This is a genomic window from Microbacterium sp. CFH 31415 (genome assembly GCF_022538185.1).
GTDB lineage: Bacteria > Actinomycetota > Actinomycetes > Actinomycetales > Microbacteriaceae > Microbacterium.
In genome coordinates this window covers 104,748-118,141 of the sequence record NZ_JAKYXC010000006.1, presented here as the reverse complement: position 1 = coordinate 118,141, position 13,394 = coordinate 104,748, and the positions used below count along the sequence as shown (strand labels likewise).

Below are 13,394 nucleotides of genomic sequence, written 5' to 3'. Positions count from 1 at the left end.
GCAAAAGTCGCCGCCAAGTCTATCTGCGCGGCCTCGCCGGTCCCTGCCCTCACGCTCAGGATCCTCGCGGGTGAGACGGTGGCTCACCCGCGAGAGCGTCGGAACGGGGGCCCTGCCTCGCGGCGGGTCAGGGGGAGTCGCCGGATCCGGGGTGTTCGCGGGCGAAGCGAGTCAGGTAGGCGTAGTAGTCGGCGCCGACGAGGTTCAGGAGGGACTGCTGCGCATCGCTGTCGCCGGAAGCGGCGCCGTGGCACAGGTCGCCGAGCGCTTCCGCGGTGGAGAGGGTGCGCTGTGCGGCGTCGTCACGGACGTCGAGGACGAGCGAGGTGCGGACGTTCTCAGCGGTATCGCTGCTGAAGACGACGTCGAACGCTGCGAGGCTCGTCCCGTCGCGAGAGGTGGTACCGGTGAACGTCTGCGTCCCGGTGGTGCGGGTGACGGCGATGACCCTGCGGCAGGCGGCGAGGAGCTCGGAGTGGATCCAGCTCGTCTCGGGCAGCACGGTGGTCAGCGGATGCGTCTCACGCGATGTGTCCCACATGGGTCCAGTCTCCCCGATCCGCGCGGCCAGTGCTCCACTACTCAGTCGATGTAGATCTGCGCGTTGTCGATGAACCGGTGCCCGGCCACGCTCGCCGCGATGAGCGCGAGCGCAGGGCCGCGGTGGCCTTCGTCGACCGGGAGGAAGGACTCGGGGTCGACGACGCTGAGGTACTCCAGACGGATCCGCGGCTCGCCCATGAGGGTCGACTGCGCCGCGGCGATGCAGGCGTCCACGCCGCGGTCGGCGTTCGACGCCGCGGCATCGAGAGCGGCCGGCAGCAGGCCTGCGGCGGCGAGGTCGCGATCCTCCAGCATGCCGACGCGCGTCGACACGGGCAGGCCGTCGTCGCCTCGCACCGTCTCGACCGTGGCCACCTCGACGTCGAAGCAGAGGTCCCGGATCATGCGACGCACGAGGAAGATGCGCTGCGGATCGCGCTCGCCGTAGACCGCGACGTCAGGGCGCACGAGGTTGAGGAGCTTCGCCTCGACCGTGAGCAGGCCGTCGAAGTAGAACGGGCGCGCCCGGCCCTCGTAACGCAGCCCGAGATCGCCGGCGCTCACCTTCGTCGTGGCTGTGCCGTTCGGCAGCAGCTCGGCGGCGTCGGGCATGAAGACCACGTCGACGCCGAGCGATTCCAGCAGCTTCGCGTCCTCGCCGGGCGTGCGCGGGTACGCCGCGAATTCCGCCGTGGTGGCGAACCGCAGTGGGTTGACGAAGACCGACACCACGACGATGTCGGCGACTTCGCGTGCGCGGTGGACGAGGTCGATGTGGCCGTCGTGGAGAGCGCCGATCGTCGAGATGAGCGCGATCCGGGTCCCCTGCGGAGCTGCGGCTCTGGCGTCTGCCAGCCGGGCGCGCAGCTCGTCGGCGGTGCTGATCATCCGTTGATCGTATCGGCGGGTTCGCCGGGATCCCCGGAACCCGCAGCGGCGAGCGCGTGGTCGACCGTGGTGTGCACGAGCCCGGAGAGCAACGCCGCAGGGTGGGGAACCCCGGCCTGGCTGAGCAGCCCGGCTGCCTGGCGCACGATCGACCGTGAGAACTCGGTCGCTGCCGCGATCGCCTCGGCGTATGTCGCGCGGTCGTCCTCGGCGACCACGACGGGCTCGCAGCCGAGCTCGACCGCGAGCGCCTGCGCGATCGGCAGCACCGGTCCGGGCGCCGTCACGGCCGCGTACCCGGTCGACAGCGTCCGCAGGTCCATCGACGTGCCCGCGAACACGATCGCGGGATGCACGGCGAGCGGGATGGCGCCCTGCGCCATGGCCGGTGCGAGCACCCCCGTGCCGTACGCGGCGTCGGTATGCAGCACGAGCTGCCCTGGCTGCCAGGCGCCCACGGCCGCGAGGCCCGCCACGAGCCCGGCGAGCTGGTCATGCGGAACGGCGATCACGACGAGCTCGCTCCGCCGCACGACCTCGGTCGCCTCGAGCACCGGAACCCCGGGAAGGATCGCCTCGACGCGCTCAGCGTCGGAGCCCATCGTGATCCCGATGATCGCGTGCCCCGCACCGGCGAGCGCCGCGCCGATCACGGGGCCGACGCGACCAGCGCCGATGATCCCGACGCCGAGGCGGCCGTCACGATTCATGCGCGCTCCCATCGGAGGAGGTCCGCGCCGCGGGAATCTCAGCCCCGGCCGCCGGCTCGGCGGGCGATCCGGAGGCGGTCCGCGCCGCGGGAACCTCAGCCCCGGCCGCCGGCTCGGCGGGCGATCCGGTGGCGGGCGCTGCCGGCCCGTCGGGTTCGTCGGCCCGCTCGTTCCCCGCATCCGTCGCACCGGGCCCGGCGAGCGGCGCGGTCGCCTGATCAAGCTCGGCCTCCGCCCATCGGTGCGAGCGGTCCCCTCCCGCCGCGTCGACGGTGGCCTGAGCGACGTCGTCGAACAGCCGCAGCGCCTCGTCACGATCGATCGCGGCGAGGTGCGCGTAGACCGGCCCGCTCACGACGTGGCCGCGCAGCGATGCGACGCGTGTCAGCCTGTCGAGCGGCCCCTGGTGCAGTCCGATGCTCTGCAGGCGGGCGAGGGGAAGGATCGCGAGCTTGCGCCACACGACCCCGCGCCGCAGCAGGAGCACGTCGGGGGTGAGGCGGAAGCCGTTGCGCCGGTACGAGAACGGCCTGATCCACAATGCGCGGCGCGGCGAGTTCGTGAAGGAGTCACGGTCGCGAGGCCCGAGCACGCCCTGCTCGACGATCAGCGGCCACTCGGTCTCGGCGACGTGCGGCTGCACCAGCCGCAGCACCCGCTCGACGTCGGCGGACGTGCCCACCGGCAGCACCGTCGTGAACTGGTCGGTGTTGGCATCGGTCGCGCTGCGCCCGGTGAGCCGGTTGATGCGGATCGTCCACCAGCCAGCGGGCCGCCACAGGATCGGCTGGGTCACCTCGACGGCATGGATGCGACCCGGCGGCACGATCTCGGTGATCGTCGTGAGCAGCCCGAACGTGATGCGCACGCCGTCGGGCGTCGGCGCGATCGAGTACCGCAGCGACCGCACGATCGAGCGCACCCAGTAGGCGCCGAAACCGATGATCGCGGGCACGAAGCCGAACAGCAGCCACGTCACGCCCTGTGAGACCCCGACGCCGATCGCGACGGCCGCGACCAGCAGCCCCACCGTCGACATGCTCACCAGATGGGATGCCACGAGCCGGCCGACCGGGATGTTGACGACCGAGTCCGGCACCGCGACCGGCAGTTCAGGTCCTTCGATGAGGCCGGTGAGCTCCCTGCCCACGGTCTGCCCGAGCGCGGCCACGCGGCCCGCCGGACGCGCCGGCGCGGCGTGGGACGCGGCATCCGCAAGTCTTCTGCCGGAGGCGAGCCGCAGGATGTCCGCGCGCACGGCTTCGGCGTTCGCAGTCGAGAGGTACTCCAGCTTGACGTTCGAGTCGGTCCCCGCGCCCACCACCTCGAGCTTGGCCATGCCGAGGAGCCGGGCGATCATCGGCCGTGTGAGGTTCACGCCCTGCACCCGGTCGAGCGGAGCACGGCGTTGGGTGCGGAAGAGGATGCCGCTGCGCACCTCGACGTCGTCGTCGGTGATCCGGAACGTGTGGAAGCGCCACGACGTGTAGAACACCGCGACGATCACGATGAGCGCGGCGAGGACGGCGAGCAGCGCCAGGACGTAGAGGTTGTTGGCGATGATGAAGTCGACGGGGTCGCCGGTGCCCTCCCACTCGCGGACCTCGTCGCCGAGTTCGTCGCCGAGTTCGGGGGCGAGCCACGGCAGGAACAGGAACACGAGCCGGTCCCGCAGGTTCGCGACCACGATGCCGATGACGACGAGCAGGAACAGCCCGCCGCGCAGCAGGGGCGTGAGCGGATGCAGGCGATGCCACTCGCCGTCGCTGAGAGGCGAGCGCACGAGCTCCTGCGGCGGAGCGTCGTGCGACGGGGTCGGATCGGTCATAGTCCCGTGCGCCGGCTCTCTGCGACTTCGATGAGGTGATCGCGCAGTGTCTCGGCGGTCTGCTGCTCGAGCCCGGGGATCACCACACCCGTCGTCGCCGCGGCGGTGACGAACTTGAGCTGCGCGATGCCGAAGCCACGGTCGAGCGGGCCGTGCGTGATGTCGACGAGCTGCATCCGGCCGTAGGGCACGGCGACGAAGCGCTGCCACAGGATCCCCCGGCGGAACACCAGATCGTCGTCGCGCAGCTGATAGCCGATCGAGCGAGCCTGGCGAGGCAGGATGGCGAGGGTCCACACCAGGACCACCGTGAGGATTCCGCCCGGGATCCAGGCCCAGGTCTGGTGCATCAGCAGCGTGAGCACGAGCATTGCCGCGACGACGATCAGCAGGAACGAGCCGGTCGAGATGAACTGCACCCGCACGTACTTCGGCGAGATCTGGTGCCACACCCCCGACTCCAGCACGAGGCGGTTCTCGGAACGCGGTTCGGCCAGGCTGCTGTAGCCTCCGGCCGCCGGGTCAGTGCCCGTGGATGCGGGGCTCGAGTCCGGGATCCCCGCCGGGGTGTTCGTCATCATCGTCCTTCCGGATGGTGCACAGATGCTCCGCGACGAGCGCGGCGGCCACGAGGAGGGCCCCGCAGACCGCCGTCGCGATCACCGTCGCCATCGAGCCTATCGACGGCACGACGGGTCGGGTCACGAGGAACAGCAGCAGCCCGAGCGCCACCCCGCCGATCGCCGCGCCGACGATGCTGGCCGCCTTCGCGAGCATCGCCACGCGCACGGCGCGGAACGGGTTCACCATCCTCGACGCCGAGCCGCGTGTCGCCTGCCGGATCGGCACCGCGAGCACGACGACCACCGCGCCGAGCATCACCAGCAGGATCGGAAGGGTGACCGCAGGCGTGAAGGTGGCACGCCCCGACGACGTCAGCACCTGGTCGAGGAGGAATCCCGCCGCGACGCCGAGGGCGGCGGCGGCGAGGAGGATGCCGGCTCCGGTGCGCTTCATCGGTCCCCTCGGAGCTTCGCGAGCAGGGCTTCGACCCGGCCGGCGCCCGGGAGCGTCGCCTCGGGATCGATCGAGAGCCACGGCTCCAGCACGAAGTCGCGCTCGGCGGCGCGCGGATGCGGAAGGAGCAGATCGGGGTCGTCGCTGCGGAGGTCGCCGTAGGCGATGAGGTCGAGGTCGAGCGTGCGGTCGCCCCACCGCTCACGGCGCTCCCGGCCGTGATGCGTCTCGATCGCGTGCAGATACGCGAGCAGCACCGACGGGGCCAGCCGCGTGGTGACGAGCGCGACGGTGTTGAGGTAGGACGGGGCCGAGGCATCCGGACCATCCGGCTTCACCGCGACCGACTCGACCGGCTCCGACGCGCGCACCGCGTCGACGAGCGGCAGGCGTCGCAGCGCCTCGATCGCCGCCGCCATCGTCGCCGCGCGTTCGCCGAGATTCGCACCGAGTGCGACCACCGCGACCACGGGGGCGCGGTCGGTGTGCGCTGCGTCGCCCTGGAACCCCTGCGCCAGACGCCGGTTCATCGGGGCCTCCGCGCGCGCTCGATCGTGACGGCGACGTCGGTGAACGAGAGCGCGATCGGCGCGTACGGCTTGTGCACGGTCACGCGCACGCTGTCGACGAGCTCGGACGTGAGCACCTGATCGGCGATGCGGGCGGCGAGCGTCTCGAGCAGGTCGACCGGCTCGCCGCCGACGATCGCCGCGATCTGCTCGGCCAGCTCGCCGTAGTGCACGGTGTCGGCCACGTCGTCGGTCGCCGCCGCCGCGCGCGTGTCGAGCCGCAGCGTGACGTCGACCACGAAGTCCTGCCCGACGCGACGCTCCTCGTCGTAGACGCCGTGGTGCCCGAAGACGCGGAGCCCCGTCAGAGTGATCTCGTCGGCGCCGCCCATCGGCTCTCCCCTTCCCACGCCGTCGCGACGCGCAGCGCATCACGGGTCGCGCCCACGTCGTGCACACGCACCGCCCATGCGCCCGCCTGCGCGGCGAGCACGCTGGTCACCGCGGTCGCGAGGTCGCGCCGGCGCTCGCTCACCTCGGACGGATCGCCGCCGGCCGCACCGAGCGTCTCGGCGAGGAACCGCTTGCGGCTCGTGCCGACGAGCACGCGATGCCCCATGGCGGCGATGCGCTCCGTGGCCCGCAGCGTCGCCCAGTTCTGCTCGCCCTTCTTGCCGAACCCGATGCCCGGGTCGACGATGACGCGTGACGGCGGGATGCCGGCAGCAGCCGCGGCATCGACTCGACCGCTCAGCTCCGCGATCACCTCGGCCGCGACGTCGGCGTACGCGGCACGGGCGTACATGTCGGCCGACGGCCCGCGCCAGTGACCGAGGGCGATGTCGGCGCCGGATGCCGCGACCGCGGCGAGCAGGTCAGGATCGGCGAGTCCGCCCGACACGTCGTTCACCAGGCGCGCGCCCGCCTCGACGGCGGCCGCTGCGGTGGAGGCGTTCATGGTGTCGATGCTGACATAGGCACCCGCCCCGGCGAGTGCCCGCACGACCGGCAGCACGCGCTCCTGCTCGACGCCCGGGGCGACACGCTCGGAGCCCGGCCGGGTCGACTCGCCGCCGACGTCGAGGATGTCCGCGCCCTGCTGCCGGAGGGAGAGCCCGTGCGCGACCGCGGCACCGGCATCCAGGAACCGGCCGCCGTCGCTGAAGGAATCGGGCGTGACGTTCACGATGCCCATGACCAGCGTCATTCGCGGCTCCCGAGGAGCACGATCAGCTCGGCGCGCGCCGCCGGCTCGGCGAGCTCTCCGCGAGCGGCGATCGTGACGGTCGAGGCATCGGACTGTCGTCCTCCGCGCATCGTGACGCACTCGTGGGTGGCGTCCAGCACGACCAGCACGCCGCGGGTGTCGAGTGATCCGGCGATCGCGTCGGCGATCTGCTCGCCCAGCCGCTCCTGCACCTGCGGCCGCGACGAGAGGATGTCGACCACCTTCGGCAGGGCGCCGAGCCCGACGACCTGCTCGCCGGGAAGGTACGCGATGTGCGCGTGCCCGCGGAAGGGCAGCAGGTGGTGCTCGCAGATCGAGCGGAAGCGGATGTCGCGCACCATCACGGCACCGGACGGAAGCGTCTCGGGCGCCGGCCCCCGGGTCACCGAGATGGTGTGCGCGAGCGGGGCCGCGGCATCCTCACCCACCCCGGCGAAGAACTCCGCGTACGCGTCGGCCACACGGCCCGGGGTGAGCTTCAGCCCGGGGCGATCCGGGTCTTCCCCGATCGCCTCGAGCAGCTCGCGCACGAGCGCGGCGACGCGCTCTCGGTCGACGGCCATGACGGGAGCCTATGCGGTCGCGGGACGAGCCTGACCGGTCGGGCGACGCTTGGCGGCCTTCTCGGCCGAGGGCTGCTCCGCCTCGGTCTGGGCGGCGGCGCCGACCGGCTGCGGGCGGGCGGGCACCTCGACGGGCGGGAGCACCGACACCGGACGCTGCTCGCTCGACAGCCATTGCGGGCGCGGCGGGAGCCGCTTGACGTCGCTGAAGATCTCGGCGATCTCGAGGTGGTCGAGGGTCTCCTTCTCGAGCAGCGCGAGCGCGAGCCGGTCGAGGACCTCCCGGTTCTCGTTGAGCACCTGGTAGGCCTCGTTGTGCGCCTGCTCGATGAGCCCGCGCACCTGGGTGTCGACGCGCTCGGCGACGCGCTCCGAGAAGTCGCGGCCGTGGCCCATGTCGCGGCCCATGAACACCTCGCCGGAGGACTGACCCAGCTTGACGGGGCCGACGTCGGCCGTCATGCCGTACTCGGTGACCATCTTGCGGGCGATGTTCGTCGCCTTCTCGATGTCGTTCGAGGCACCGGTGGTGGGGTCGTGGAAGATGATCTCCTCGGCGACGCGGCCGCCCATCGCCCACGCGAGCTGGTCCTGCAGCTCGTTGCGGGTCACGGAGTACTTGTCGTCGAGGGGCATCACCATCGTGTAGCCCAGCGCCTTGCCGCGCGGGAGGATCGTGATCTTGGTGACGGGGTCGCTGTGGTTCATCGCCGCCGCGACGAGGGCGTGGCCGCCCTCGTGGTACGCGGTGATGAGCTTCTCCTTGTCCCTCATCACGCGGGTGCGGCGCTGCGGCCCGGCGATCACGCGGTCGATGGCCTCGTCGAGCGCGCGGTTGTCGATCAGCTGCGCGTTCGAGCGGGCGGTGAGCAGCGCGGCCTCGTTGAGGACGTTCGCCAGGTCGGCGCCGGTGAAGCCCGGCGTCTTGCGCGCGACGACCTCGAGGTCGACGCCGTCGGCGAGCGGCTTGCCGCGGCCGTGCACCTCGAGGATGCGCTGGCGGCCCTTGAGGTCGGGCGCGTCCACGCCGATCTGACGGTCGAAGCGCCCCGGACGCAGGAGGGCGGGGTCGAGGATGTCGGGACGGTTCGTCGCCGCGATCACGATGACGTTCGCCTTGGGGTCGAAGCCGTCCATCTCGACGAGCATCTGGTTGAGCGTCTGCTCGCGCTCGTCGTGACCGCCGCCCATGCCGGCGCCGCGGTGGCGACCCACGGCGTCGATCTCGTCGATGAAGATGATCGCGGGAGAGGTCTCCTTCGCCTGGTTGAAGAGGTCGCGCACGCGGCTGGCGCCGACGCCGACGAACATCTCGACGAAGTCCGAACCCGAGATCGAGTAGAACGGCACGCCCGCCTCGCCCGCGACGGCGCGGGCCAGCAGGGTCTTTCCGGTTCCGGGAGGGCCGTACAGCAGCACGCCCTTCGGGATGCGCGCGCCGACCGCCTGGAACTTGGCCGGATCCTTGAGGAAGTCCTTGATCTCCTCGAGCTCCTCGATCGCCTCGTCGGCGCCGGCGACATCGCCGAACGTGACCTGCGGCATCTCCTTCGTCACGAGCTTCGCGCGCGACTTGCCGAACTGCATGACCTTGCTGCCGCCGCCCTGCGCGCTCGACAGCAGGAACCAGAACAGCAGGCCCAGGAGGAGGATCGGGAGCAGCAGCGAGAGGAACCCGTCGAACCAGGTCGCGCGCGGGACGGCGTCGTTGAAGCCGTCCTTCGGGTCGGCCTCGTTGATGGCGCTGACGACCTCGTCCGCACGCGCCGAGACGTAGTAGAACTGCACGTCGCTCGCGCCCTCGTACTCGTCGGAGAGCTTCATGTCGACGCGCTGATCACCGTCGGTGTTCACGACCTCGGTCACGGTGCTGCCGCCGAGCAGCTCGAGGCCCTCCTGCGTGGAGATCTGCTTCGCGCCGTTCAGGCTGGAGATGAGCGAGAACCCCACAATGAGGAAGACGCCGATCAGCAGCACATAGAACAGCGGATTGCGGGTGATCTTCTTGAAGTCCATGGTGCGGGCGCGCGCCCGATCCCTTTCGTCTGCGAACCGGCTGCGCGTCTACAGAATGGCGCGCGAAGCGGTGGGATCAGGGTATCGCGGGGTTCCTAGGCGCTGACTGTGCATTCGCCGACGGCGTAAGGCTCCGGCGACCGCTCCCGGGTGTGCCCGTGTCGGCGAGAGCGACGCGCAGGGTCAGGAGTAGACGTGCGGGGCGAGCACCGCGACATCGCGCAGGTTGCGGTACTTCTCGGCGTAGTCCAGTCCGTACCCGATGACGAACTCGTTCGGGATGTCGAAGCCGACGTACTTGCAGTCGACCTGAACCTTCGCTGCCTCGGGTTTGCGCAGCAGCGCGAAGACCTCGATCGAGGCGGCGCCGCGCGATTCGAAGTTCTCGAGCAGCCAGCTGAGGGTCAGACCGGAGTCGATGATGTCCTCGACGATCAGCACGTGCTTGTCGTGCAGGTCGGTGTCGAGGTCCTTGCGGATCTGCACCACCCCGCTCGACTTCGTTCCGGCGCCGTACGACGAGACCGCCATCCAATCCATCGGCACCGAGGACGGCAGGTAGCGCGAGAAGTCCGCCATCACCATGACCGCGCCCTTGAGCACGCCGACCAGCAGCAGGTCCTTGCCGGCGTAGTCCTCGGCGACACGGGCCGCGATCTCCTGGAGCTTCTCTCGGATCTGCTCCTCGGTGACGAGGATCTCGGTCAGTTCGCTCTGGATGTCGGCCGCGCGCATGCTCAGAGTCTAGGCGTCGCCCCGGGCCGTGAACTCGATCCGTCCGCCGACGCGGCGGGCGCGGCATCCGGGCAGATCGATCGGCCCCTGGCCGGACCAGTCCGTCACCAGCCGCGCCACCTCGAGCGTCTGGCCGCGGGTGAGGCTCTCGTGGAACTCGCTCGCCACGACGTGGCGGATGATCCGCCCCCGCAGCGCGGCGGGATTCGCGGCGAGCGCGGCGACGGAGACCGAGATGCCCGCCTCGGCGTGCTCGACGATGTCTTCGATCGTCTCGTCGATCATCTCGTCGAACGCCTCGGCATCCTCGCGCAGCTGGGCCGCAGTGCGCGCGAGCGCTTCCGCGATGCCCGGACCGAGCTCTGCCTCGAGCACCGGCAGCACCGTCTCGCGCACGCGCACCCGCGCGAACCTCGCGTCGGCGTTGTGCGGGTCCTCCCACGGCTCGAGACCTTCGGCCGCGCATGCCGCCCGCGTCGCCGCGCGTCGCACCTCGAGCAGCGGCCGCAGCAGCACGAGTCCGTCGAAGGTCCCGGCCGCCGGCATGCCCTGCAGGCTGCCCCCGCCGGAACCGCGGGCGAGGCCGAGCAGCACGGTCTCGGCCTGGTCGTCGAGCGTATGACCGACGAGCACCGCCGCGGCGCCGACCTCGCGCGCCGCGTCGCGGAGCGCCCGGTACCGCGCGTCCCGCGCCGCCGCCTCGGGGCCGCCCTCCCCGGCGACCTCGACGCGCACGACGCGGGCCTCGAGTCCGAGGGCCTCGGCCGCTGCCGCTGCGGCGGACGCGGCATCCGCTGACCCGTCCTGAAGTCCGTGGTCGACCGTCACCGCGACCGTCCGGAGCCCCAGCTTCGGCGCCTCGAACGCCGTGGCCGCGACGAGCGCGAGCGAGTCGGCGCCGCCCGAGAGCGCGACGACGACGGCCGAGCCCGGCTCGAGGCCGGTCAGCGCGCGGCGCACCGCGAGCCGTACGGCGGCGACCGCCGGGTCGAGGCCGGGACGATGCTGTTCCACTCGCCCACCGTACCCAGCGTGCCCGGGCCGCGTCGTACCAGACTCAGGACCGGCGCGATGGACGCGGCCGGCGCCGCCGCACGATCACGGGGCCGACCGCCCGCCTCGCCGCCGTGAGTCCCGAGAACGGTGCGGAGCGGCGCCGCAAGCGGCCGCGACTAGGCTTGTCGCGGCATCCCACCGTCTCTTCCGAAGGAGCACCATCATGGGCGCGTACGACGCCGTCATCGAGATCCCGCGGGGCAGCCGCGTGAAGTACGAGGTCGACCACGGCACCGGCCGGGTCTTCCTCGACCGCATCCTGTACACGCCGATGGGGTACCCCACGAACTACGGCTTCTTCGAGAACACCCTCGGCGAGGACGGCGACCCGCTCGATGTGCTGGTCATCCTCGACGTCGAGCTCTCGCCCGGCATCCTCGCGAGCGTCCGCCCGGTCGGCGTGCTGAAGATGAGCGACGAGGCCGGCGGCGACGACAAGGTCGTCGCGGTGCTCGCCAAGGACCCGCGGTGGGCGCACATCCAGGACGTCGGCGACATCTCCGAGTACCTCCAGAAGGAGATCGCGCACTTCTTCGAGCACTACAAGGACCTCGAGCCCAACAAGTGGGTCAAGGTCGACGAGTGGGCGGATGCCGCTGAGGCGGAGCGCCTCGTCAGCGAGGCCTTCGACCGCTTCAAGGCGCACGAGGGCGAGACCCGCACCCAGGGTGAGGGCGTCGCACCGAGCACGCTCTGACGACGATCCACGAGGAGAGCGGATGCCGTCGCGGCATCCGCTCTTCGTCGTCACAGGGCGTCGTGGTCGTGGCTCACCTGTCGCAACACGCCGGCAGTCGCAGCGATTCGCGACAGGTGAGCGGATGCACGGCCGCAGCCTCGACCGTGCAGGCGACCGCCTCGCCGGACACGCCCCGCGGGAGGGTCAGACCGAGACGCCGCGGTCGCGCATGAAGTTGATCGGGTTGACCGGGTACCCGTTCACGTAGGTCTCGAAGTGCAGGTGGCAGCCGAACGAATTGCCGGTGTTGCCCTCGCTCGCGATGAGCTGGCCGGCGTTGACCCACTGGCCGGAGCGCACGAAGATGCCGCCGGGCCTGATGTGACCGTAGCCGGTGCCGATGCCGCCGCCGTGATTGATGCGGATGTAGTTGCCGTATCCGCCGTTGTAGCCCGCATAGTCGACCGTGCCGGCGTGCGCGGCGTAGATTCCCGCGCCGCAGCCGGCGGCGAGGTCGACGCCGTAGTGGAAGCCGCTGGAGCAGTAGCCGCTCCCGCACTGGACGGTGCGCGGCCCGTAGCCGGAGCTGCGCCAGCCGGACGAGGGCCGCGCCCAGCCGGACCCGACCACTGCGCCACCGCCGCCTCCGCCACCGCCGCCTCCGCCGCCCTGGTTCAGGCGGTCGGCTTCCTCGCGGGCACGGCGCGCCGCCTCTTCGGCGGCCTTGCGCCGCGCCTCCTCCGCGGCGCGGACGCCGGCCTGGTACTGCGCGACCGTCCGGGCGGTCGTGTCCTGGAGGGCGGCGAGCTGCGCCTCCAGCTGATCGCGGCGGGCGTTCTGCTCGTCGAGCGCCGCCTGGGCCTCGTCGGCCGCGCGCTGGGACGCGACCATCTTCTGCTCGGCGACCTGCTGCAGGCGGTCGCGCTCGGCGCGCTGCACCTCTGCCTGGTCACTGAGGCTCTGCGCCGAGTCGCGCGCGGTGATCGCGTCGGCGTACACGGCCTGGTTGCGCTCGATGAGCTTGTCCATGGTGCCAAGCCGCGCGAGCAGATCGTCGGCGGAGGCCGCCGATCCCGAGAAGAAGAGCTCGAGGGAGGTGTCGTCTCCGCCGTTGCGGTAGAGCTGGGCGGCGACGCGGCCGGCCTTGTTCGCGGCATCCAGTGCCAGCTGGGCTTGCTCGTCGGCTTGGGACTGCAGCTGCTCGGCACGATGCGCCGCATCGAAGTACTCCTGCTGCGCGACGTAGAACTCGTCGGCGGCGGCCTCGGCGATCGCCCGCTTCGATGCGACATCGTCGGCGAGCGCCTGGATGAGGTTCTTGATCTTGGTGACCTCGGCGGCCTTGGCCGCCTGGTTCGCCTTGGCGCGTTGCACGTCGTCCCACGAGGGGTACGAGGCGGCGAATGCCGGGGCGACGAGCGGACCGCCGATCGCGCCGAGCGTCGCGACGGCGATGGCTCCGAGGCCGAGGGCGCCACGGCGACTCACGGCCGGCCAGAGCAGTCGGCGCTCACGCGGCGACGGGGCGCAGCCACACTCATCGAGGGCGTCGTCGGTCTCCACCCGATCCCCCTTCGTGACATCGTCGTGATTCACATTAGCAACATCAGTCACATGCGCAA

Annotated in this window: 15 protein-coding genes; 1 reads left to right on the top strand and 14 read right to left on the bottom strand. The window is 71.4% G+C overall.

The annotated features are described in order from the left end of the window. Positions 1-127: 127 nt before the first annotated feature. The 13 genes from MK786_RS08600 to tilS form a co-directional block, all read right to left on the bottom strand. Positions 128-541 (bottom strand): hypothetical protein, encoded by a 414-nt coding sequence (locus MK786_RS08600; RefSeq protein ID WP_241111813.1) that lies wholly within the window; start codon positions 539-541, stop codon positions 128-130. 41 nt (positions 542-582) lie between these two features. After that, complete coding sequence (gene panC, locus MK786_RS08595; protein ID WP_241111812.1) at positions 583-1,431, bottom strand: pantoate--beta-alanine ligase; 849 nt, start codon at positions 1,429-1,431, stop codon at positions 583-585. Beyond that, complete coding sequence (locus MK786_RS08590; RefSeq protein WP_241111811.1) at positions 1,428-2,141, bottom strand: DUF2520 domain-containing protein; 714 nt, start codon at positions 2,139-2,141, stop codon at positions 1,428-1,430. Before MK786_RS08590 ends, panC begins: the two co-directional genes overlap by 4 nt. Further along, the gene (locus tag MK786_RS08585) at positions 2,131-3,969 is read right to left on the bottom strand and encodes a PH domain-containing protein (RefSeq protein WP_241111810.1); all 1,839 of its coding nucleotides are present in this window, start codon (positions 3,967-3,969) and stop codon (positions 2,131-2,133) included. Before MK786_RS08585 ends, MK786_RS08590 begins: the two co-directional genes overlap by 11 nt. Then, positions 3,966-4,547, bottom strand: coding sequence for a PH domain-containing protein (locus MK786_RS08580; RefSeq protein ID WP_241111809.1), 582 nt, complete (start codon positions 4,545-4,547; stop codon positions 3,966-3,968). The genes MK786_RS08585 and MK786_RS08580 overlap by 4 nt, the downstream gene beginning before the upstream one ends. Continuing rightward, on the bottom strand, positions 4,492-4,986 hold the full coding sequence (locus MK786_RS08575) for a DUF3180 domain-containing protein (protein ID WP_241111808.1): 495 nt from the start codon (positions 4,984-4,986) through the stop codon (positions 4,492-4,494). Before MK786_RS08575 ends, MK786_RS08580 begins: the two co-directional genes overlap by 56 nt. Then, the gene (gene folK / locus MK786_RS08570) at positions 4,983-5,516 is read right to left on the bottom strand and encodes a 2-amino-4-hydroxy-6-hydroxymethyldihydropteridine diphosphokinase (protein ID WP_241111807.1); all 534 of its coding nucleotides are present in this window, start codon (positions 5,514-5,516) and stop codon (positions 4,983-4,985) included. The genes MK786_RS08575 and folK overlap by 4 nt, the downstream gene beginning before the upstream one ends. Continuing rightward, positions 5,513-5,887, bottom strand: coding sequence for a dihydroneopterin aldolase (gene folB / locus MK786_RS08565; RefSeq protein WP_241111806.1), 375 nt, complete (start codon positions 5,885-5,887; stop codon positions 5,513-5,515). The genes folK and folB overlap by 4 nt, the downstream gene beginning before the upstream one ends. Then, the gene (folP, locus tag MK786_RS08560; RefSeq protein ID WP_241111805.1) at positions 5,860-6,702 is read right to left on the bottom strand and encodes a dihydropteroate synthase; all 843 of its coding nucleotides are present in this window, start codon (positions 6,700-6,702) and stop codon (positions 5,860-5,862) included. Before folP ends, folB begins: the two co-directional genes overlap by 28 nt. Further along, positions 6,699-7,286: a GTP cyclohydrolase I gene (folE, locus tag MK786_RS08555; RefSeq protein ID WP_191765278.1), complete on the bottom strand. Its 588-nt coding sequence runs from the start codon at positions 7,284-7,286 to the stop codon at positions 6,699-6,701. The genes folP and folE overlap by 4 nt, the downstream gene beginning before the upstream one ends. Positions 7,287-7,295: 9 nt before the next feature. Beyond that, positions 7,296-9,302 (bottom strand): ATP-dependent zinc metalloprotease FtsH, encoded by a 2,007-nt coding sequence (gene ftsH / locus MK786_RS08550; RefSeq protein ID WP_241111804.1) that lies wholly within the window; start codon positions 9,300-9,302, stop codon positions 7,296-7,298. A gap of 183 nt (positions 9,303-9,485) precedes the next feature. Then, positions 9,486-10,037 carry a hypoxanthine phosphoribosyltransferase gene (gene hpt, locus MK786_RS08545; protein WP_241111803.1) on the bottom strand — a complete coding sequence of 184 codons (552 nt, stop codon included), beginning with the start codon at positions 10,035-10,037 and terminating at the stop codon, positions 9,486-9,488. Between the two features lie 9 nt (positions 10,038-10,046). Beyond that, positions 10,047-11,051, bottom strand: coding sequence for a tRNA lysidine(34) synthetase TilS (tilS, locus tag MK786_RS08540; RefSeq protein WP_241111802.1), 1,005 nt, complete (start codon positions 11,049-11,051; stop codon positions 10,047-10,049). A 205-nt stretch (positions 11,052-11,256) separates the two neighbouring features. On the opposite strand from tilS, the gene ppa reads away from it, so the two are divergent. Continuing rightward, positions 11,257-11,790: an inorganic diphosphatase gene (gene ppa / locus MK786_RS08535; RefSeq protein WP_241111801.1), complete on the top strand. Its 534-nt coding sequence runs from the start codon at positions 11,257-11,259 to the stop codon at positions 11,788-11,790. Between the two features lie 186 nt (positions 11,791-11,976). Here ppa and MK786_RS08530 read toward each other — a convergent pair whose 3' ends face one another. Continuing rightward, complete coding sequence (locus MK786_RS08530; protein WP_241111800.1) at positions 11,977-13,335, bottom strand: peptidoglycan DD-metalloendopeptidase family protein; 1,359 nt, start codon at positions 13,333-13,335, stop codon at positions 11,977-11,979. Between the last annotated feature and the right edge of the window lie 59 nt (positions 13,336-13,394).